Source organism: Rickettsia amblyommatis (genome assembly GCF_002078335.1).
Lineage (GTDB): Bacteria > Pseudomonadota > Alphaproteobacteria > Rickettsiales > Rickettsiaceae > Rickettsia > Rickettsia rickettsii.
Genome location: NZ_CP015012.1, coordinates 689708 through 713393, shown reverse-complemented (window position 1 = coordinate 713393; position 23686 = coordinate 689708). Strand labels below are relative to the sequence as shown.

Below are 23686 nucleotides of genomic sequence, written 5' to 3'. Positions count from 1 at the left end.
AAAGTTTTATCTTGATATTGCAGCAGCTTTTGGCTTTGATGGGCGTTGCTGATAATTTTGTTGTTGAGGTTTTACTTGATTTAACTCACCTTCAATTCATTCATATATTGCTTTCTTAGGATTTTTAATTATCTCTGCAACATTTTCGACTAGATTTATTATTCCTTTAACTAACGATAATACATCTTTTGCTATTTCACCTATAGAATTATTACCTGCTTGTAGTTTTTCGTGGTCTTGCCTAGACAAATTACTACGTATCCTATTCATTCTTGATTTAAGCTCATCTTGTTCTAGCTCTTCTTTTGTAAAATGTGACTTAAGTTTTCTATCAACAATTTTTTGTTCTTCCGGAGTTAAATTTTTATATTGATCAACAAGCTTATTAACTTTTTCTTGTGCTTCCGGTAGTTTTGAAATATTTTCAGCAATATTTGGCATTTGTTTCTCTTATAAAGTTACAACATATCAATTTTGCACATTATATATATATATATTTTAACTTTATACAAGAAAAACTTTAATAGAAATTAACCTTTGAACGCAGCCTTAATATCTAGAAAGTCTAAAAAATTTCGTAATTCTTGACGTGCAAGCACGTGTGAGCTATTAAATGCTCTATCATATTTTGCAGTTTTTAGATCAAGTAATGTTAGACCTTGTAAAAATAACTCCCTATATATTACACGTTCACTAAACCCTTCTGCGAGTTTAAAGTTAATTCTTTTAGCAAGTTTAGCTAATACATTTCCTACGCGTCTTTTATTTAATGCATCAATATTACTTAAACGATTACGAAGTATTACCCAATCTATACTAATTCTATCACGACTAGCACGTTCCATTTTCTGCTCCCAAATCATTTGACTATATATTGATGGGCTAATAATTTCATCCTTGCTATCGACTTTTGCTATTACGTCTAAATCTAGAAAGCTATCATTAATCGGTGTAATAATTGTATCGGCGTAAGAATGAGCAACCCTTGATAAAGGAGTATGACTGCCTGGGGTATCAATCACTATACAATCGACATCCTGATTATTTTTGAGTATCTGCTCAAAACTCTTTGCTTGCTCTTCTACTTCGCTTTCCGATATATGAAAATGTTTCGGTACTAATACAGGTTTATCAGGATTTTGTTTATTATATAAATCTCGATTTTTTAAATAATTCGTTAACGAACTTTGACGTGAATCGGTATCTATACTTACTACCGAATAATTTTGATAAAGCAGAGCGATTATTAGATGCATAGAACAGGTAGTTTTACCTGCTCCACCTTTCTCATTACCTATAACAAATATATAAGGTTTATTTATTGTGTTCATAATTATATTCAGAATAAACGAATAGTCAATAGATGAAGTTTAATGTCATTCTTAGCTCAGTATTGCCCATGTGGATAGTTTTTTCCGTCATTGCGAGGAAATTACGAAGTAATTGACGAAGCAATCTCAGGATATTTGACGAGATTGCCACGCAGCCTATGGCTGCTCGCAATGACGACTCGGTATCCATGCGGGCGGCAATGCAACGCAAGAATAGCACTTAAGTATATTCTTTGATAAATTTCTCTAGTAATCTCACGCCGTATCCTACTGCCCCCTTAGGACCGAGTGCTGAAGCTTTATTACTATTTGCAACGCCTGCTATATCTAAATGAGCCCAATCTACTCCATCTTTAATGAAACGTTTAATGAAATGTGCAGCTATGCAGCTTCCGGCAGCTCCCGGTACGTTCCCGATATTTGCCATATCGGCTATGTCGGAGTTAATCATTGCATCATACTCATCGTGCAGCGGCATTCTCCAAAGTTTTTCATTCACTTCTTCCCCTACTTTTATTAACTTATCAGCTAACTCATCATTATTGGAAAAACAACCAGCATATGTATTACCAAGTGCTACGGTTATTGCTCCTGTTAGAGTTGCAACGTCAATCACGCATTTAGGCTTAAATTTTTCTTGTGCATACCAAACAGCATCAGCAAGTACTAAACGCCCTTCTGCATCGGTATTTAAAACTTCGGCAGTTTGCCCTGACATGGTAGTTACTACATCCCCTGGACGCTGTGCATTACCGGACAGCATATTTTCGACAAGCCCTACAACACCGACTATATTTATAGGTAATTTTTGACCGGCAACCGCAATGATGGTACCCACAACTGCTGCAGAACCTCCCATATCGTACCTCATTAAGTGCATATTACTTGACGGTTTTAATGAAATACCACCTGTATCAAAAATCACTCCTTTACCGACCAAAGCAATAGTCGGAGCATCTTTACTGCCGCCTTTATATTCCATCACCACTAACTTTGACTCGTTTTGTGAACCTTGCCCCACACCAAGTAATGCTCCCATACCAAGGTTTTTCATCTCACGTTCACCGATAACATCAACATCTACCCCTAGCGGTTCAAGTATATCAACTATTCTTTCGGCATAAACTTGAGGGGTTTTAATATTTGACGGTTCATTACTTATATCTCTTGTAAAAAATACTGCTTCAGCAATTAATTTTTTGATTTCAAATAATTTTGCCGTTTCAGTGCTATTATCGGTAAAAATTTCAATTGACTCTACTGCGAACTTCTCTGCTTCTTTTAAGGTAGTTCTATATTTATCAAATCTGTAAGAAGCAAGCAACGCACCGCTAGCAACTAAAGATGCAAATGTTTGAGATGTAAACCTGCTAATTCTATTTGTAAGTTTTAAGCCGATAGTAGAAATTTTACAACCGGTTGCATGCTGTAAGATTTTGCCGCCTAACTCTTCAATTTGTGCTTCAGTTAATTTTGCTTCATTTCCAAGACCTGCTATTATCAAATATCTAACCTCGCCTGATTTAATGACGGACGGAATAACCTTAATCTGTCCATATTTACCGGTAAATTGCAGTTTATTCTGAATAGTTTTAGAAATTAATCCATGATGTTGTTGATCAAGTCCTATTAAATTACTATCAAGCTTTAACTGTTCATCAATAAAAACTACTAGACCTTGATTAGTAGATGATTCTTCATTCACAAAGTTTATGTTAAGCATATTTACTCCTTCATATTATTTTTGACTTTGGATCATTCTATTTATCTTGATAAAACTTTGCAAGTATTATAAACAAAATCTCATTAAATAGCATTTGACAAATGTTAACGTTTTTTATATCTTACTGATACTGACGAATTAATTAAATTTTAAGTAATAATATGCCAGTATATGACATCACTTCTCATTTAATTAAGCAGAAGTATACAATGATTAGAGCATCATGTGAGTTAAACCAAAATATGGCTAAGATTTATAGTCTCACGCCTCATCCAATACGGTATACTTGCCTTAACTATTTAAAGTTATTATCTCTACCTATATCGCTAGCATTTTATGGAATAAAGCTTTGTTTTACGGCTAATCCGGCATGGACATGGCTCGGGGTTAATATTTTGTATGAGAAGATGGGTCAAGCAACAGCCAAGAAGATATTACACGGCTTACCTGACGAAGTAGAACCAGATCAAAATATACCTAAAATTGTCGAGTATATATTTAGAAAATATGAAGAAAATCCTACATTAACCCCTCTTATTGAACCTACCTTTATACAAAAATTTTTAGCAAAGGCCGGTAAATATATTCCTGCTTTGTCTAAAATAGTAAAGTTTTGGAATGAAGGAGGAATTAACTATTCTGATGAAATACAAACAAAACGAGCATTAATTGACTTTATTTATAAACAAATTATTGCTAAAGCTTATGAAGTAGGTAAAAAAGGAGGAAAACTTGAAATAACGGATGTGACAGCACTTTTCCCAGAGATAAATTTTGAAGAAAAAGTCAATGCTGAATCAGAAAATCTTGAAGTAGAGAAGATAGAAGTAAGCAATGAAGAGTCTTTAATTTCTGAATTGTCTGTTAGACATCTTTCTAAACCAACTTATAGAGAGGAATTTAAAAGAGATACGGAACGCAGCACCGCAGCGTATATAGACATACATGAGGATGCGAGTACCGGATTGACGTCTAAATTACCTCTAGAAGCGAAGTTTGGAAAGATGTCTATTGATCAAAAACACGAAGAAGCTACGATTACTACTAATGCAAATAATGGTATTAACCCATTAGTAAACTTACTCATGTTAAAAGCTTTACATGATGAAATTCGTCAAGAAGTACTGAAAACTTATGTTGAACATTGTGTAGCAGAAATTCAGATATCTAAAAATCAAGAAACACTTGAAAACTTCCAATATGAAGATTCTTTAGCAAGATTACAATTATATGGTAATTATAATTATGATAACAATAATACGTATACCTTTGAACAACCAATATCTTATTTAGGTCAAACCTACGAGCATTTAACAGTACCGATTGCTTGTTATTAAAGCGTCATTTCTGCAAGCGCGGGAAATAAGAAAAAGCCTATAAAAACCAAGTTTTTTATAGGCTTTTTTTGTCAATAATGCGTAGTAAGGTTATTTTTCTGGATTCCCGCTTCTAGCTAGGAAGGCATTGTGTTGCGTGGATACCCCCGTCATTGCGAGGAAATTAGCCATCTCAGGAGTTTATTATTATTTCATGAGATTGCCACACCAGCATAAATGCTGGCTCGCAATGACGGATTTTTTATAAACTATCCGGTACATACAAAGATCAACTTGGAAAAGAGCAAAGAGTTTGTAAGTCGAGTAGCGGAACGTATATTAAACGTTCAGCATCCTAGGACTTACAAAGACGACACAGCCAATTTTTCAAGTTCTATCTTAGTATATTTATACATTCTCTTCATCAAGCTTTACGGCTGCTTTACGCATTTTATCCATAAAGTAACCGGTTCCGGCAGGTACTAATCGTCCAACTATCACGTTTTCTTTTAGTCCTCGCAACTTATCTACTTTACCGGCAATAGCTGCTTCAGTTAAAACTCTAGTAGTCTCTTGGAATGATGCCGCAGAGATAAACGATCTAGTTTGCAGAGAAGCTTTAGTAATACCTTGTAATATTAATTGTGCTTCAGCAGGTTTTAAACCGTTTTTCATAGCTTTTTCATTTATCTCATCAAATTCATGTCTATCTATTTTTTCACCTGCTAATAACGTAGTTCCACCTGAATCTGTAACCTCTACTTTTTGTAACATCTGACGGATAATAACTTCTATGTGCTTATCATCAATCTTTACACCTTGTAGACGATAAACGGCTTGAACCTCCTTAACAATATAATTTGCAAGAACCTCTACGCCCATTACTTTTAAAATATCTTGAAGTACCGGATTACCGTCAATCAATAAATCACCTTTTTTAACAAAGTCACCTTCGTTAACTACAACATGCTTGCCTTTTGGTACCATATACTCAATAGACATTGTTTCATCAACCGGATGTATAATAATACGTCTTTTAGATTTATAGTCTTTACCGAATTCTACTCTACCATCAATTTCGGCAATAACTGCATGATCTTTAGGGCGTCTTGCTTCTACAAGCTCGGCAACTCTCGGTAAACCACCGGTAATATCTTTAGTAGTGGTTGATTCTTTCGGTATACGTGCAATGATATCACCTACCGATATTTGTACTCCGTCTTCTACGCTTAAAACTGCTCCAACCGGCAAGTAATATCTAGCTTCTAAACCGTTTGATAAGGTGATAACTTCACCTTTAGCATCTAAAAGCTGTATACGCGGGCGTAATTCTGCACCGCGTGAATATTGCTTTGATTCAATAATAACTTTACTCGGTATTCCGGTAGCTTCGTCAGTTACGTCACGAATAGAAATACCCTCAACCATATCTTTGAATAAAACTTTACCTGACTTCTCGGTGATAATCGGTATAGTATAAGGATCCCACTCTGCTAGTTTTTGAGTTTTAATCACCATATCACCGTCATCAACAAGTAATCTAGCACCGTATGGAATTTTATGACGAGCCTTTTCATTACTGTTATTATCAAGCAATAATAATTCACAATTTCGGCTCATAACAATTTTGCGTTCTTCGGAATTAATAACAACGTTACGGCTTATAATTTTCACTTTTGCGTCATAGGAAGCGTCTACGGAAGAAACCTCAGCACCTTTTGTTGCCGCTCCTCCGATATGGAAAGTTCTCATTGTAAGCTGCGTACCCGGTTCACCGATAGATTGAGCAGCAATAACCCCGATTGCTTCACCCTCCGATACTAATGTACCGGTAGCAAGATCCCTACCGTAACATGTGCTACATATACCGGTAGTACTTTCACAGGTTAATACGGATTTTATAATAATTCTGTCAAGTCCCGCTGACTCAATCTGCTCTAACTTTGCTTCATTAATAAGCTCGCCTTTATTGAGAATTAGATCATTAGTTACCGGATGAAATATATCAATAGCAGCAGTACGACCTAAAATCTTTTCAGCTAAAGGTACTATAACTTCTCCGCCTTCAATAACACTCTTAACTTCAATTCCTTTATAAGTTCCACAATCTTTTTCAGTAATAATACAATCTTGTGCAACATCTACTAATTTTCTTGTTAAGTAACCTGAGCTTGCCGTTTTTAAAGCCGTATCTATTTGCCCTTTACGCATTCCGTTAGCAGAATTAAAACACTCAAATTCAGTTAATCCTTCCTTAAAGTTAGAAATAATAGGAGTTTGTATAATTTGACCATTTGATTTGGTCATTAAACCTCGCATACCGCCTAGCTGCTTAATTTGCTGGAAAGAACCTCTTGCTCCGGAAATAGCCATCATATATATAGCATTTATTTTCTGATGATTTGGATCATCATTAACCGGCGGCGTAGCAATCTCTTTCATCATGTCGTTTGCTACTCTATCGGTACATCTTGACCAAGCATCGACTACTTTATTATATTTCTCTCCGTAAGTAATTAAACCGTTTGAATATTGTTGTTCAAATTCTTTTATTTCAAGCTGAGTTTCGTTGATATGAGTACTCTTAGATTCCGGTACTACCATATCGTCCATTCCAAAAGAAATACCTGAAGAACAAGCATATTTAAAACCCAATTTCATTAGCTGATCGGCAAAAATTACTGTAGCTTTTTGACCGCAGTGACGATAAACTAAATCTATAACTAATGATATGTCTTTTTTAGTTAGTTGTTTATTAATAAACTTGAATTCTATATTAGGGTTAGAAGGCAATAACTCACCGACCATTAACCTACCGTAAGTAGTATCCATGATAACAGGAACCATTTTACCTTCGGCATTTAACTGATTTCTGCGATATTTTATCTTTGTATGAATAGTTATAAATTTATTATATAAAGCATGTTCCATCTCAGCTAAATCTGAGAACATCATTCCTGCGCCTACTTCATTATCAAATGCAAGGGTTAGATAATATAAACCAAGCACTATATCTTTATCTGGTACAATGATAGGACGACCGTTTGCGGGGCTTAAGATATTATTTGTAGACATCATAAATACCCTAGCTTCAAGCTGTGCTTCAATCGATAACGGGATATGTACTGCCATCTGATCACCATCAAAATCCGCATTGAACGCAGCACACACAAGAGGATGCAGCTGGATCGCTTTACCTTCAATTAATAGCGGTTCAAATGCTTGAATACCAAGCCTATGTAATGTCGGAGCCCTATTAAGTAAAACCGGATGCTCTCTAATTACCTCTTCAAGCACGTCCCACACTTCGGATTTTTCAGCTTCCACCATTCTTTTAGCGGCTTTAATAGTTGTAGCGATGCCGTACAACTCAAGCTTAGAATAAATAAACGGCTTAAATAACTCCAGAGCCATTTTTTTAGGTAAACCGCACTGGTGAAGTTTAAGCTCAGGTCCTACCACGATAACCGAACGTCCTGAGTAATCAACCCTCTTACCTAGCAAGTTCTGACGGAAACGCCCCTGCTTACCTTTCAGCATATCACTTAATGACTTAAATGGACGCTTATTAGTATTTTTTGCTGCTCTACCGCGACGACCGTTATCAAATAACGCATCCACCGCTTCTTGTAACATTCTTTTTTCGTTTCTGACTATTATATCAGGAGCTTTTGACTCTATTAATTTCTTTAAACGATTATTTCTATTAATTACTCTTCTATAAAGTTCATTTAAGTCTGAAGTAGCAAATCTTCCGCCGTCAAGCATAACAAGCGGTCTAATTTCAGGAGGAATAACCGGTAAAACATCCATAATCATCCATTCCGGCTTGTTTTCCGACTCTAAAAAATCCTCTACTAATTTTAAACGCTTTACTAATTTTTTCTTTTTGACTTCTGAAGAAGTGATTTGTAATTCCTCGTATAATTCTTGCTTTAACTTTGAAAAATCAAGCTCTTTAAGCATTTGTTGTATTACTTCTGCACCTATAGAGGCAGTAAATGCATCTTCACCGTACTTATCTTTTGCTTTCTGTAATTCTTCCTCTGTTAAGAGTTCGCCTTTTTGTAAAATCGATAGCCCTGGGTCAACTACTACATAATTTTCAAAATAAAGAATCTTTTCTATATCTCGCATTGTCATATCAAGAAGTGTACTAATTCTTGAAGGTAGCGACTTTAAAAACCAAATATGAGCAACGGGAGCTGCAAGTTCAATATGCCCCATTCTTTCACGTCTTACTCTAGAAACCGTAACTTCAACGCCGCATTTCTCACACGTAATTCCACGGTTTTTCATCCGCTTATATTTACCGCAGAGACATTCATAATCTTTTACCGGACCAAAAATTCTTGCACAAAATAAACCATCTTTCTCAGGTTTAAAAGTTCGATAGTTAATTGTTTCAGGTTTTGTTACTTCACCGAAAGACCACGAACGTACCTGATCGGGACTTGCTATATTAATCCTTATCTGATCAAATTGTTGAGTATTACTTAATTGTCCGTAAAAATTTACTACGCTCATAAATACTTTTCCTTAAAAATTACTCGTATATACTCGGTGAATTTCAAAAATTGGCGTTGTCGTTCTACAAGTTCTGCGGTGCTCACGTATTAAGTATACGCTCCGCTCCTCGCCTTGTGAACTCTTAGCTCTTTCTGAAATTGACCTTCGTCTACCATGAGTTCTTATTGCACCCTATATGTCATTCCCGCAAAAACGGGAATCCAGTAAGACAGATAAAAAACTTGTTTTTTATCTGTTTAAATGACCTGTTTTTCTTAACTTGAAGTTACTTCAAGCTTTACGTTAAGACATAAAGATCTAAATTCTTTTATCATAACATTAAATGATTCAGGAATGCCTGATTCAAAATTATTTTCACCGCGTACTATAGAATCATAAGTTTTGATCCTACCGTTTACGTCATCCGACTTAACCGTTAACATTTCCTGTAACGTATAAGCTGCACCGTAAGCTTGTAATGCCCAGCATTCCATTTCCCCGAAACGCTGTCCGCCGAAATGAGACTTACCTCCAAGCGGTTGCTGCGTTACTAAGCTATAAGGTCCTATAGAACGGGAGTGAATTTTATTATCGACTAAATGATGCAATTTCAGCAAATATTTCTGTCCGACGGTTACTAGACGGTCAAAATATTCACCGGTTCTACCGTCAATTAATTTCACTTGTCCTGAAGGGTCTTGACCGGCAAGCTTTAGCATATCTTTAATGTCCTGAACTTTTGCTCCGTCAAATACAGGAGTTGCAAAATGTACGCCTTTACTTACTTTCTTACAAAAAGAGATAATCTCTTCTTCCGGTCTTTCAAGTATAGCATTAATATTTTCTCCATACAGTTCAATTAAGAATTTCTTAATCTGCTCAATACCTATATGTTTATTTTTATATTCCTTTACTAAGGTAGATATTTTTTTTGCTAAATTTATTGATGCCCACCCAAGATGCGTTTCTAAAATCTGTCCTATATTCATACGGGACGGAAGACCTAGAGGGTTAAGAACGATATCTACCACAGTTCCATCTTCTAAAAACGGCATATCCTCTTCAGGTACGATACGTGAAATAACACCTTTATTTCCGTGTCTTCCTGCCATTTTATCCCCGGGTTGTAATTTATGCTTAGTTGCAATAAATACTTTTACTACTTTTAAAGCTCCCTGAGGTAAATCATCACCACTTTGCAATTTCTCTACCTTAGTAGCAAATCTTTTATCAAGAGCCTCTTTTTTCTCATCATAATGAGTCTTTATCTGCTCTATTTCATTCATTACATTTGCATCTTCCACGGTAATCTGCCAAAATTGCCCTTTAGATAAGCCTTTTAGTATTTCAGTAGTAATAGTTTGTCCTACTGTTACTTGCTTAGGACCGTTAATAATCACCTGCCCTACTAAAAGCTTTTCAAGCCAACTAAACACAAAATGCTCAATAATTTCTAATTCATCGTCTCTGTCTTTTGCTAATTTTTCAATTTGTTGTTTTTCAATAGCAATAGCTCGCTGGTCTTTTTCTACACCTCTACGAGAAAATACCCTTACTTCTACTACAGTTCCGCTAACTCCGGAAGGTACGTGCAGCGATGAATCTTTTACGTCAAAAGCTTTTTCCCCGAAAATAGCACGTAGTAGCTTCTCTTCAGGAGTAATAGGCGATTCACTTTTCGGTGTTACTTTTCCGACTAAAATATCACCAGCTTTTACTTCTGCACCTATATAAATTATTCCGACCTCATCAAGATGATGCAACGCTTCTTCACTTACATTCGGTATATCACGGGTAATTTCTTCAGGACCAAGGCGTGTATCTCTAGCTATTACTTCAAACTCTTCAATATGAATAGATGTAAACACATCCTCTTTTACTATACGTTCGGATATTAAAATTGAATCTTCAAAATTATAACCGTTCCAAGGTAAGAAAGCCACAAGCACGTTTCTACCTAAAGCAATTTCACCGTTATCCGTACTAGGACCGTCAGCTATAATATCGTTTTTCTTAACGTAATGACCAACCTTAACTAAAGGCTTTTGATTTATACAAGTATTATGATTGGATTTTTGGAATTTTAGTAAGTTATAAATATCAACCGAAGGAGAACCGTTAACTTTTTGTTCTAGAGTTCTAATCACGATTCTATTTGAATCTACCTGCTCAACAATACCGTCATGTAATGCAAGCACTGACGCTCCGGAATCTTTAGCTACTACCCCTTCAACTCCGGTACCTACAAAAGGTGCATCCGTTTTCATTAAAGGAACGGCTTGTCTTTGCATGTTTGAACCCATCAAAGCACGGTTAGCATCATCGTTTTCTAAGAAAGGTATAAGAGAAGCCGCAACCGATACTACCTGCATAGGGGTTACATCAATGAAGTCTACCTCATACGGTGCTACCATTACAAAATTACCGCCTTCAACACGGCAATTAATAAACTCTCCTTGCAGTTTTCCGTCTTTATTAACTTTAGAATTTGCTTGTCCGATTTTGTATTTACCTTCGTCAATAGCAGAAAGATATACCACTTCATCGGTTACACATCCATCTTTAACTCTTCTATACGGACTCTCTATAAAACCGTGTTTATTTATTCTAGCATAAGTAGCCATAGAGTTAATTAACCCGATATTCTGACCTTCAGGTGTTTCAATAGGACAAATACGACCGTAATGAGTCGGATGTACGTCACGCACCTCAAAACCTGCTCGATCTCGACTAAGACCTCCGGGACCGAGTGCCGATAGCCTTCTTTTATGAGTTATTTCCGATAATGGATTTGTTTGATCCATAAATTGGGATAATTGGGAGGTACTAAAAAATTCTTTTACTACTGAAACTAAAATTTTAGAATTTACTAAATCATGAGGCATTACGGTATCAACATCACCTGCCGACATCCTTTCAATTAAAGATTTTTCCATTCGGACTAAACCTATTCTAAATTGATTTTCTATCAATTCACCTACCGATCTAACCCTTCTATTACCTAAATGATCAATATCGTCTATGATACCTTTACCGTCTTTAAGCTCTACTAAAACTCTTACGATATTTTTAATATCATCAATTGTTAAAACCGTAACTTCTTCAGAAACATTCAGCTCTAACCTAGAATTCATTTTTATTCGCCCGACTTCTGAAAGATCATATCTTTCCGCATCAAAGAATAAATTATAAAACAGGCTTTCAGCCGCTTCTATATTAGCAGGTTCGCCTGGTCTTAGAACTCTGAAAATATCACATAATGCTGCCTCACGATCCTGATTTTTATCCGCAAATAAGGTGTTCCTTATATATGGACCGGATTGAGGATTGATTACTAATACGTTAACATTTTTAATTTTAAGATCATTAATAACATTTAGCATATCAGCAGTAATCATTTCACCGATTTTTGCTAATACTTCATCGCTTGCAGGATCTCTTAAATCTTCGTATAGATATTTGCCGATTAAAGTTTCATGAGCTACTAAAATATTATTAAGCCCTTCCCCAAAATATTTTTTAGCCAAACGCGGAGTAATTTTTTGCCCTGCTTTCAGTAGAATATTTCCGGTATCTGCATCTACTAAATCACTTGTTAAACGATGAGTAGTAATATGCTGAGGTATAAATTTAACCGCCCAACCTTTATTTTTAACAAGCTTATAAGTTACTGAATTATAATAAAATTTTATAATTTCTTCAGTACTCATACCTATAGCTCTAAGCAAAGTAGTAGTATAAAGCTTTCTTTTTCTATCAATCCTGAAATAAATAACATCCTTAGCATCGAATTCTAAATCAAGCCAAGACCCTCTATATGGAATAACACGAGCGGAATATAAAAGCTTGCCGGAAGAGTGGACTTTGCCTTCATCATGATAAAAGAATACACCAGGTGAGCGATGCATTTGTGATACAACTACTCTTTCCGTACCGTTGATAATAAAAGTACCGTTTTTAGTCATTAATGGGATATCACCCATATATACTTCTTGCTCTTTAATCCCTTTAATTTCTCTAGTACCGGTATCCTCATCTATATCCCAAATACTTAATCTTAAAGTAACTTTAAGAGGAGCAGCATAACTTAAACTTCTTTGACTGCACTCTTCTACATCATATTTTGGAGCATCGAATTCATATTTTACAAATTCTAAATTAGCAATATTGGAGGAATCTGAAATAGGAAAAATTGAGTTTAATATAGATTGTAAACCTTTGTTTTTTCTTTCAGAATCTTTAATATTTAACTGTAGAAAGTTTTTCTCATATGAATTTTTTTGAATTTCAATCAAATTCGGTATATCTGCTACTAAATTTATGTGACCGAAATTTTTTCTTATTCTGCTATTATGTGACAAGGGTTGTGCTTCTATATTATCCCTTAATGAAACCATATAATCTCCTGATTGATAACAATTACTGCCCGTACTGCAGTGATTAGGTCCTATGCACTTTTAATAGCATAATCATAATTATGGCTCTTTTTAGCTGTAAATCATAAGATTTTTTTTGAAATATTAATAAACTCTCCTCTCAAAAATCTTATTAATTTTCGCTTAAAAATATCTCCTCATTATAATCATTAATCAAAAGTGTTCAGAACCTAGGTTCTGTATATAAAATTTAAATTATTTATATTTTAAACAGTAAAGTTTTTATTGGAATAGCTACCTATTTCAATAAAATGCTTATAATTTGCAGTAACTTATAATTTGCAGTAAAATAAAATATACTGTTTTAAATTTTTTTATATAGAACTTAAATTAAAGAAACCTAATAAGTTTCTTATTTAGATCTTGTGTAGGCTCTACGAACATTTCCAAAAAGCTTTGATTTTGGTTATTTGTTTGTTGCAACAAATTATAATATTTTTTTTAAAATAGGTAGCTATTCCTTCAAAAATCTCATTAATTTTCACTAAAAATCAATTATAAATGTTCACAACACCTAGAAAATTTCAATAATTTAAATTTCTAGACGTATGGTACGTTAACAAAATTATTTTAATCAATAAGATTTTTAATGTAATAGCTTTATCCTATTTCAAAAAAATAACTTAAATTAGCTTTAAAATAATTTTTAAACAAAAAAGCCTTATTCAAATTTAATTGCTAAAATAAGGCTTTTTGGATTTTAAGAAGTTAATTTAAAGCTATAAAATATTTCATCTGTAATGCAAAAACATTAGGTCCTGTAAAGAAATTAATCTATACTTAGTTGTTTTTGCAACTGTTTCAACAAGAATCTTATTAATTTTTACTTAAAAATATCTAAAAATATGAATAATTCAACTTTTCCTTACAGAACCTAGTGCAGAAATAATTATTTTAATTCAACTTTTGCTCCGGCAGCTTCTAACTTACCTTTGATTTCGTCTGCTTCTGCTTTTTTCACATTGCTTTTAATCGGCTTTGGAGCTTCATCAACTAATTTCTTAGCTTCAATTAAACCAAGACCTGTGATATCTTTCACAACTTTAATTACTTCAACTTTCTTGTCACCGGCAGCTGTTAAAACTACTTCAAACTCAGTTTTTTCAGCTACTGCTTCAGCCGCAGGAGCTGCTGCAACGGCAGCTGCTACAGCTACAGGAGCTGCTGCAGATACACCCCATTTTTCTTCTAGCATTTTCACAAGCTCAGCTGCTTGCATTAATGTTAATGATGATAATTGTTCTTCAATTTTAGCTAAATCTGCCATAATTTTTTCCTTTTTACTTTTTTTATATTGAGAGGTTACTGCATCAGGTATTTTAAAGTTAATTAAATTCTTTTTTGCTTCAAATTATAAGCCTTGTTTAAAATAAGAATAATATCCTAAAAAAACCTTATTAATTTTCACTATAAAAGCTCTTTAATTATCAATTAAAATACCTGATGCAGTAACCTTTAAGTTAATTTTTACTAGCATGTGCTTGTATTACTCTCGCCATACTCGAAGGCGGGGCTTGTAAAACACCTACAACCTTAGTAGCCGGTGCTTGTAATAACCCAACAGTTTTACCCCTAAGCTCATTAAGTACAGGTAGCTTAGAAAGTTCTTTTATTGAATGTTCATCTAATACGTGATTATCGACTATTCCACCTATAATCTTAAGATTATCATTAGCCTTAGCAAAATTAACTACTAATTTTGCCATCTCAACCGGTTCTTTAGAATAAACAATAGCAGTAGGACCCACAAATAAATTAGCAATACTATCAAGCCCTGTTTGATTTGCAGCTATTTTTGCTAAAGTATTTTTAACTACTTTAAAACCTGCTTCTTTAGATTTAAGTGATTCTCTAAGCGAACTCACTTGACTAACGGTTAACCCGTGATAATGAGTAATAATTATAGAAGGCGATTCTTTATAAATATTTATAATATCCTCTACTGCTACCGGTTTTTCTGATCTTAACACCTTTTAATTCTCCTTTTATAATACAGTTTAATATATTTAAACTGATACAAATGCTTAAAATAACAAAATTTTTTTATTATTACTATACTACCGTTAAACGGCTATAAAAATTATGCTATACTAGTTAAATCTATTTGTACCGATGCTCCCATAGTAGAAGATAAATACATTGCTTTTAAATAACTTCCTTTTAATCCGGCAGGTTTTGCTTTAATTACTGCCTCAATAAACGCATTTAAATTTTTTAATAAATCTTGGCCTGAAAAAGATAATTTTCCAAGCCCTGCATGAATTATACCTGCTTTCTCTGCTCTATATTCTACCTGACCGCTTTTAGCATTTTTAATAGCATTTTTAATATCTAAAGTTACGGTACCAAGTTTAGGGTTAGGCATTAAACCTTTTGGTCCTAAAATTCTTGCAACTGAACCTATAGCTGCCATCATATCGGGAGTAGCTATACATACATCGAAATTACTTTTCCCTGCTTTAATTTCATCAATAATATTTGTTGAACCTACTAAATCTGCTCCGGCACTTTTAGCTTCTTCTTCTCTTTCTTCTTTACAAATAACGGCAACCCTTACGGTTTTGCCTGTACCGGCAGGTAAATTAACTACACCACGTACCATTTGATCGGAATGCCTAGGATCAATTCCAAGCTTCATAACTATTTCTAAGGTTGGGTCAAATTTAACATATGATGCTGATTTTAATCGTTCAACTGCATTTGTTAAATTATATAAAGTATCTGATTTTACTTTTTCTCTAGCTTCTCTTATTTTTTTACCGCCGCTAATTTTTACAGCAACATCTTTCTTATTTGACATAATAATTAATTCCCTACTACTTCAAGTCCCATAGATGCAGCACTACCACAAATAATTTTTGTTGCTGCTTCAATATTTTTTGTATTTAAATCAGGCATTTTTAACTTTGCAATTTCACGACAATCATCCATAGTAACTTTACCTACTATGGCTTCTTTTTTAGTAGCACTAGAACCTTTAGTAATTTTAGCATACTTCTTTAAAAAGTAAGAAGCAGGAGGAGTTTTTATTTTAAAAGAAAAACTCCTATCTTCATAAACGGTAATTACGGTTGGCAGAGGTATTCCTTTTTCCATAGCTTGCGTAGCATCATTAAAATCTTTACAAAATGCTGCAATATTAACTTTTCTTTGTCCTAGGGCCGGTCCTATAGGAGGTGCAGGAGTGGCTCCGGCAGCCGGAATTATCAAGTTAATATAACCTTTTATTGCTTTCTGAGACATTTATAAATATCCTTATTTTTCTCTTAAATTAATATTACTTTGTAACAATTGCATGGATCTTGTTTCCCATCATTGCGAGGAAAAGCTGTAAGTTTTGACAAAACAAGGAAGAAAAAAAATTCTGTAAATCAGAAGTTTTTTATTATTTCTTCTAGATTGCCATGCAGCCTACGTCTGCTTGCAATGACGACGCATTATCCCGCAACAATGACATCCTGAACATGCGTACAATACAGCTTAAGTAATTTGATAAACCGTATTTAGCCCAACTTTTAATCATTTTTCTTTACTTGATTAAAATTTAGTTCTATTGGAGTTGCTTTACCAAATATTGCAACTGAAACTTTTAACCTATTTTTTTCTTGATCTATTTCTTCTACTGTACCCATGAAAGTTTCAAAAGGACCGTCTGTAACAGTCACTATTTCACCAACTTCATACAATTTAGAATTCTTTGCTTCTTTAGCTTCTGCTTCCAAATTATTAAAAATATTTTGTATTTCACTTTCTGTAAGAGCTTTTGGCGTGGTTTTGCCTCCTAAAAAGCCGGTTACTCCAGATATATTTTTTACTAAATGCCAAGATTTATCAGTCATATTCATCTTTATCAAGATATAACTCGGCATTAGTTTTTTTTCTACCTTGACATTTTTACCGCGTTTAACTTCAGAAACTCCAAAAACAGGTATTAATATATCTTCAAAAAAATCCGTCATTTTCTGTTTAGCGATTTTTCTAAGCATATCTTCTTTAATGCGTTTCTCTGCTCCTGATGCCGTATGTACTACATACCACTGCTTTACATTTTTTTCAGAAGAAGGTAATATACTATCTATACTCTGTTCTGTCACAATTTATTCCTTATACTATTTGCCGATATTAAGCAAAAGCTGCATTATGTTATGTATACTATAATCAAGTACCAAACACATTAAACTAAAAATAAAAACTGCTACTACCACTACTAATGTTGAAGCAATAAGCTCTTTTCTAGTTGGCCAAACTACCTTATAAGTTTCTTGTTTAACTTGTTCAAAAAACTTATAAATTTTATATTCTTTAAACATATTTTTGTTAGGTAATTTATTAGACTTCTTACAAAATTCTATATTTTATAGCAAAAAAGCTCTAAGCCTATAATGGCAGGAGCGACAGGCATCGAACCCGCAACCTCCGGTTTTGGAGACCGGCGCTCTACCAATTGAGCTACACTCCTATCATATTTTTAATAAAAAATCAATAAAATTTATATTTGTTATTATTAAAAAAATTACTATAACAAACAGTACTTCTAATTTATAAGCTGCCACAGCAAAACAACATTTATTTCTATAAGACGTAACATCTCACTCCTAAATTATTTTTTAGCTTTAATAATATCAGCTACTTGACTCGGCACTTGATCATAATGAGAGAATATCATACTAAACTGAGCTCTACCTTGAGATAAAGACCTAAGCGTATTAACATAACCAAACATTTCCGCTAAAGGAACATTCGCAGTAACTACTTGAGCATTCCCTCTTGGATCCATGCTTTGAATTTGTCCTCTACGACTATTTAAATCGCCTATAATATCACCCATATATTCATCAGGAGTGATAACTTCAACTTGCATAATCGGCTCAAGTAATTTAGGATTACCTTTCGGCATCCCTTCTCTAAATGCTGCCTTTGCAGCAATTTCAAACGCAAGTACACTAGAATCTACATCATGAAACGCACCGTCAACTAAAGTTGCTTTAAAATCAATCATAGGATAACCGGCAATAACACCGGTTTCTCTAATATTATTTAATCCTTTTTCAACACCTGGTATATATTCTTTAGGCACGGCACCGCCGATGATTTTACTTTCAAATACAAAAATTTTATTTTTATCTTCATCTTTTAGATCTTTTACCTCTTTTAGAGGCTCAAAAATAATTTTTACACGAGCAAATTGTCCTGCACCGCCAGATTGTTTCTTATGGGTATAATCAATTTCACAAGCTTTTGTTATAGTTTCACGATATGCTACTTGAGGAGCTCCAATATTTGCTTCGACCTTAAACTCTCTTCTCATACGATCAATGATAATTTCTAAATGGAGTTCTCCCATTCCTTTTATCACTGTTTGTCCTGTTTCATGATCAGTTGACACTCTAAATGATGGATCTTCAGCTGCTAAACGAGAAAGTGCGAGGCCCATTTTTTCTTGATCGGCTGTTGATTTAGGTTCTACCGCAAGCTCAATTACCGGCTCTGGAAATTCCATTCTTTCTAAGATTACTTGCTGATCAATATCGGATAACGTATCACCTGTGGTAGTATCTTTAAGACCTGCTAAAGCTACTATATCACCTGCTGATGCTTCTTTTACGTCTTCACGATTATTAGCATGCATTAATAGCATTCTACCGATTTTTTCTCTTTTATTCTTTACGGTATTAATAACAGTTGTTCCTGAAGTAATTTTACCTGAATATATTCTAATAAAAGTTAATGACCCGACAAACGGGTCATTCATAATTTTAAATGCTAAAGCTGCAAAAGGCTCAGTTACCGAAATAGGGAAATTTTTTTCTTCACCGGTACTTACTTCCATACCTTTTACTATACCTATATCAATAGGCGAAGGTAGGAAATCTACTACGGCATCAAGTAAAGGCTGCACCCCTTTATTTTTAAAAGCACTACCGCATAAAACCGGATAAAATGCTGCTGAAATAGTACCTTTTCTGATTAATCTTTTAATCTCTTCTGCTGTTACTTCTTCACCTGATAAATATTTTTCCATAACATGATCATCTAACTCAACAACCATATCAAGTAATTTAGCACGATATTCTTCAGCTTTATCTTTCATATCGGCAGGTATATCTTCTTCCAAATACTCAGCTCCAAGTGCTTCATCTTTCCAAACCACTGCTTTCATTTTAACAAGATCAATTATACCTTTAAAATTTTCTTCAATCCCTACAGGCAACTGAATAACAAGCGGTTTTGCTCCTAAACGATCTTTGAGCATTTCAACGCATCTATAAAAATCTGCTCCCATTCTGTCCATTTTATTGACAAAACACATTCTAGGAACATTATATTTATCTGCTTGCCTCCAAACCGTTTCTGATTGCGGTTCAACACCTGCTACACCGTCAAATACTGCAATCGCACCGTCAAGAACACGAAGCGAACGCTCTACTTCGATAGTAAAGTCAACGTGTCCAGGAGTATCGATAATATTAATTATTTTATCTTGCCATCTACAAGTAGTAGCAGCTGAGGTAATGGTTATACCGCGTTCTTGTTCTTGTTCCATCCAATCCATGGTAGCACCGCCCTCATGAACTTCACCTATTTTATGCGATTTACCGGTATAATATAAAACACGTTCGGTAGTTGTGGTTTTACCGGCATCAATGTGAGCACATATACCGATATTACGAATATGCTCAAGTTTATTTATTTTACTCATTATACCCTACCTTATTTCATTTTTTTAGGGCTAAAATGAGAGAAAGCTTTATTAGCTTCGGCCATTTTATGAGTATCTTCTTTCTTCTTAATGGCAACGCCTCTATTATTAGAAGCTTCAAACAGCTCTTCGGCAAGTTTATCAATCATCATTTTTTCAGAACGTTTTGACGCAGCATTAATAATCCAACGGCTAGCAAGGGCATAGCCTCTTCTTTCATCAACATGAGTCGGAACTTGATAATTAGCTCCTCCAACCCTAACCGAAGTTACTTCTAAATGCGGCTTCACGTTATGCATAGCATTCTTAAAGGTTTGATACGGATCAACTCTATGCTTCTTTTCAATTTTATTAAAGGCTGAATAAACAATTTTCTCTGCAAGGGCTTTCTTCCCTTCTTTCATAATATTATTGATAAATCTTGACAGTAAAATACTGTTATATTTCATATCAGGTAAAATTACTCGCTTTTCCGCGGCATGACGACGTGACATTTTATTTTTTCTCTCTAACTAATAATTTATTTTTTTGTAACTGCAACTTGTTTACGAGGAGCACCGTAACGTGACCGACCTTGCTTACGTCCTTTAACTCCGGCAATATCATAAGCACCGAGTACGATATGATATTTCACCCCCGGAAGATCAGGAACCTGACCGCCTCTTACTAACACCCTATCATGCTCCTTTACACTATGCTTTTCACCAGGAATATATGCATTTACGGTTCTTTTATTACTTAAACGCACCGTTGCAATCTTACGAAGCGCAGAGTTAGGCTTTTTAGGGGTAACGGTTTTTACAACTAGGCAAACACCGCTTTTAAAAGGATTAGATTCTAAGGCAGGAGATTTGGTCTTACGAGTTTTTGACTTTCTCCCAAAACGTACTAATTGATTATATGTCGGCATTTAAAAAATACTCCAAAAAATATATATACGATAAATAAAGGGTGGAAGTATTTTCCACCCTTTATTTTTCAATCATTTCTAAATACAAATTATAAGAATTTGTAAATTACACTAAATTTAAATTATAATTACTTTTTCCATAAAAGCAAGTATGTTTTAATTAACAATCATTTTTTTCTCAATTATTTTTGCTATAAAGCTGATTAACATAACTAAAATATAGTAACAGCACGCAGCAATAAGCATTGGAAAAAAATAATTATATGTTTCAATTGATACAATTTGTGCTCTACGCATTAAATCCATTTCTCCAAGCATAGAAATAATGGCTGATTCTTTAATCAAATTTACAAGCTCATTTACTAATGACGGAAAAATATTTTTAACTGCTTGCGGTAGAATTATATCTTTCGTTATTAAAAACTTTGGAATAGCAAGAGCTTCAGCCGCTTCAAACTGCCCTTTATCAACTGCATTAATCCCTGCCCTAATTACTTCGGAAACATATGCTCCCGAATTAAGAGAAAAAGAAACAGCTCCCGCCATAAACACACTAAATTTAACGCCTATGATATAAGGTGAAGCAAAATAAATAATACTTAATTGAATTAATAAAGGCGTTCCTCTGAAAATAGAAGTATAGAAATTTGCAAAAAGCCTTAAAGCACGATTTTTATTTACCTTACAAATAGCAAGCAGCATCCCTATTACTAAACCGAATATAACGGCAATAACGCTATATTTTAAAGTTACCAAAGTTCCCTCTACAATAAAAAAGATTGTTGGATAGAATTTTATTAAATACTCAAACATATTTTATATATATTTTTTCCTTGTCATACCGCGGCTTGACCGCGATATCTAAAAAAATAAGCATTTTTGGATCCCGCGATTAAATCGCGGGATATGACATTAAAGGTTTCTAGATTCCTGCTTTCGCAGGAATGACATAAGAACATTAATTAGTACACTCTCTTCACCGGCGGGACTGCTGTTACTTCATCGGTTAAAGTAGTTAAAGTCACAGGTTTATAATCAAGAATTACTTTACCTGCTTCATCGATAGAGCTAAGAGTATGCTTCATCCAATCCCCATCATTACGATCAGGATAATCTTCACGTGCATGCGCTCCTCTACTTTCTTTTCTTGCAGCTGCCGAATATACCGTTACTAAAGCTTGATCAAGTAGATTATCTAGCTCTAAGGCTTCCACTAAATCGCTATTCCAAATTAAAGATTTATCGTTAATTTTTATATCTTTATAGCCGCTTCTTATTTCGCTAATCATTCCTGCTCCTTCATCTAGTACCTCTTGATTTCTGAATACCGAAACATGGCTTTGCATAGTTCTTTGCATTTTAAGCCTTAACTCTGCAACTAAAATATTACCGTTAGCGTAACGGACTTTATCAAATCTATTTATAATTTTTTCAAGGCTTTCTTCTTTTATAGACTTGTGGGGACTCACAGGCTTAATAAGCTCAGCTGCTTTTAATGCAGAACTTCTACCAAATACTACTAAATCAAGCAAAGAATTTGATCCTAATCGGTTAGCACCGTGTACCGATACGCAAGCCGCTTCACCGATTGCCATAAGCCCTTTTACTACGCTATTATGATTTTTACCGTCTTTGATTATGACTTGACCGTGATAATTAGTCGGTATCCCGCCCATATTATAATGTACCGTAGGAAGTACCGGTATCGGCTCTTTAGTCACGTCAACACCGGCAAAAATTTTAGCCGTCTCAGAGATACCGGGCAAACGACTATGTAAAATCTCAAGCGATAAATGATTTAAATGTAAAAATACATGATCTTTATGCTCGCCAACTCCTCGCCCCTCTCTGATTTCTATAGTCATTGCTCTTGAAACTACATCTCTTGAAGCTAAATCCTTTGCAGCAGGAGCATAACGCTCCATGAAACGCTCACCGTTTGCATTAACGAGATATCCCCCTTCGCCTCTTGCCCCCTCGGTAATAAGACAGCCCGCCGAATATATACCTGTCGGATGGAACTGTACAAATTCCATATCTTGCAGTGGAAGACCGGCTCTAATCGCCATACCGCCCCCATCACCCGTACAAGTATGAGCAGACGTCGCCGAAAAATAAGCACGCCCGCATCCGCCCGTTGCAAGCACTACATTATGAGCTCTAAAACAATGCAGACTACCGTCATCTAAATTCCACGCAACTACGCCTCTACATTCACCATCTTCCATCAATAAATCAATAGCAAAATACTCAACGAAAAACTGTACTTTATGTTTTAGTGACTGTTGATATAAAGTATGAAGTATGGCATGCCCCGTACGATCTGCCGCAGCACATGTACGCTGAGCTGCTTTTCCTTTGCCGTACTCTGTTGTCATTCCTCCAAAAGGACGCTGATAAATTTTTCCCTCTTCAGTTCTTGAGAAAGGTACGCCGTAATGCTCTAGCTCTAAAATCGCATCGGGAGCCTTTTTGCACATATACTCAATGGCATCCTGATCGCCTAACCAATCAGAACCTTTTACCGTATCATACATATGCCAACGCCAATCATCTTCGCCCATATTCCCAAGAGCCGCACTAATTCCGCCCTGAGCAGCCACAGTATGACTACGGGTTGGGAACAGCTTAGTTATACAAGCGGTATTTAGCCCTTCTTTAGCCATACCGAATGCAGAACGAAGACCTGCTCCGCCTGCACCTACAACTACTACGTCAAATTTATGATGAATGATATTATACGCTTTGGTCATTAAATTAA

16 protein-coding genes, 1 tRNA gene and 1 pseudogene are annotated in these 23686 nt (G+C 34.8%); 1 reads left to right on the top strand and 17 read right to left on the bottom strand.

The features are described from left to right. Positions 1 to 6: 6 nt before the first annotated feature. The 3 genes and pseudogenes from A3305_RS04000 to A3305_RS03990 all read right to left on the bottom strand — a co-directional run bounded on the left by A3305_RS04000 (position 7) and on the right by A3305_RS03990 (position 3054). Positions 7 to 441: pseudogene (locus tag A3305_RS04000) on the bottom strand (DUF3106 domain-containing protein). A gap of 89 nt (positions 442 to 530) precedes the next feature. Beyond that, positions 531 to 1331, bottom strand: coding sequence for a division plane positioning ATPase MipZ (locus A3305_RS03995; protein WP_014391855.1), 801 nt, complete (start codon positions 1329 to 1331; stop codon positions 531 to 533). A 220-nt stretch (positions 1332 to 1551) separates the two neighbouring features. Beyond that, a complete protein-coding gene (locus A3305_RS03990; protein ID WP_014391854.1) occupies positions 1552 to 3054 on the bottom strand; it encodes a leucyl aminopeptidase in 1503 nt (500 codons plus the stop codon). Positions 3055 to 3215: 161 nt separating this feature from the next. Between A3305_RS03990 and A3305_RS03985 the strand changes: the two genes are divergently transcribed. Next, the gene (locus tag A3305_RS03985; RefSeq protein ID WP_014391853.1) at positions 3216 to 4391 is read left to right on the top strand and encodes a palindromic element RPE1 domain-containing protein; all 1176 of its coding nucleotides are present in this window, start codon (positions 3216 to 3218) and stop codon (positions 4389 to 4391) included. Between the two features lie 387 nt (positions 4392 to 4778). Here A3305_RS03985 and rpoC read toward each other — a convergent pair whose 3' ends face one another. The 14 genes from rpoC to sdhA form a co-directional block, all read right to left on the bottom strand. Continuing rightward, a complete protein-coding gene (gene rpoC, locus A3305_RS03975; RefSeq protein ID WP_014391852.1) occupies positions 4779 to 8897 on the bottom strand; it encodes a DNA-directed RNA polymerase subunit beta' in 4119 nt (1372 codons plus the stop codon). 257 nt (positions 8898 to 9154) lie between these two features. Beyond that, positions 9155 to 13276, bottom strand: a complete 4122-nt coding sequence (gene rpoB, locus A3305_RS03970; protein ID WP_014391851.1) for a DNA-directed RNA polymerase subunit beta — start codon at positions 13274 to 13276, stop codon at positions 9155 to 9157. A gap of 928 nt (positions 13277 to 14204) precedes the next feature. Continuing rightward, positions 14205 to 14582: a 50S ribosomal protein L7/L12 gene (gene rplL, locus A3305_RS03965; RefSeq protein WP_014391850.1), complete on the bottom strand. Its 378-nt coding sequence runs from the start codon at positions 14580 to 14582 to the stop codon at positions 14205 to 14207. A 193-nt stretch (positions 14583 to 14775) separates the two neighbouring features. Beyond that, the gene (gene rplJ / locus A3305_RS03960; protein ID WP_014391849.1) at positions 14776 to 15285 is read right to left on the bottom strand and encodes a 50S ribosomal protein L10; all 510 of its coding nucleotides are present in this window, start codon (positions 15283 to 15285) and stop codon (positions 14776 to 14778) included. Positions 15286 to 15395: 110 nt separating this feature from the next. Then, entirely contained in the window at positions 15396 to 16115 is a 720-nt protein-coding gene (gene rplA, locus A3305_RS03955) for a 50S ribosomal protein L1 (protein WP_014391848.1), read from the bottom strand. A gap of 5 nt (positions 16116 to 16120) precedes the next feature. Beyond that, positions 16121 to 16558 carry a 50S ribosomal protein L11 gene (gene rplK, locus A3305_RS03950; protein WP_014391847.1) on the bottom strand — a complete coding sequence of 146 codons (438 nt, stop codon included), beginning with the start codon at positions 16556 to 16558 and terminating at the stop codon, positions 16121 to 16123. A gap of 272 nt (positions 16559 to 16830) precedes the next feature. Further along, on the bottom strand, positions 16831 to 17409 hold the full coding sequence (gene nusG, locus A3305_RS03945; RefSeq protein WP_014391846.1) for a transcription termination/antitermination protein NusG: 579 nt from the start codon (positions 17407 to 17409) through the stop codon (positions 16831 to 16833). Between the two features lie 15 nt (positions 17410 to 17424). Then, positions 17425 to 17625, bottom strand: coding sequence for a preprotein translocase subunit SecE (gene secE, locus A3305_RS03940; protein ID WP_014391845.1), 201 nt, complete (start codon positions 17623 to 17625; stop codon positions 17425 to 17427). A gap of 73 nt (positions 17626 to 17698) precedes the next feature. Next, positions 17699 to 17774: transfer RNA gene (locus tag A3305_RS03935), tRNA-Trp, on the bottom strand. Between the two features lie 141 nt (positions 17775 to 17915). Further along, positions 17916 to 20015, bottom strand: a complete 2100-nt coding sequence (fusA, locus tag A3305_RS03930) for an elongation factor G (RefSeq protein ID WP_014391844.1) — start codon at positions 20013 to 20015, stop codon at positions 17916 to 17918. An 11-nt stretch (positions 20016 to 20026) separates the two neighbouring features. Then, positions 20027 to 20509 (bottom strand): 30S ribosomal protein S7, encoded by a 483-nt coding sequence (rpsG, locus tag A3305_RS03925; RefSeq protein WP_014391843.1) that lies wholly within the window; start codon positions 20507 to 20509, stop codon positions 20027 to 20029. Positions 20510 to 20535: 26 nt separating this feature from the next. Beyond that, positions 20536 to 20925: a 30S ribosomal protein S12 gene (gene rpsL, locus A3305_RS03920; protein ID WP_004996647.1), complete on the bottom strand. Its 390-nt coding sequence runs from the start codon at positions 20923 to 20925 to the stop codon at positions 20536 to 20538. Positions 20926 to 21081: 156 nt separating this feature from the next. Next, on the bottom strand, positions 21082 to 21738 hold the full coding sequence (locus A3305_RS03915; protein ID WP_014391842.1) for an amino acid ABC transporter permease: 657 nt from the start codon (positions 21736 to 21738) through the stop codon (positions 21082 to 21084). A 149-nt stretch (positions 21739 to 21887) separates the two neighbouring features. Next, complete coding sequence (gene sdhA, locus A3305_RS03910; protein ID WP_014391841.1) at positions 21888 to 23678, bottom strand: succinate dehydrogenase flavoprotein subunit; 1791 nt, start codon at positions 23676 to 23678, stop codon at positions 21888 to 21890. Between the last annotated feature and the right edge of the window lie 8 nt (positions 23679 to 23686).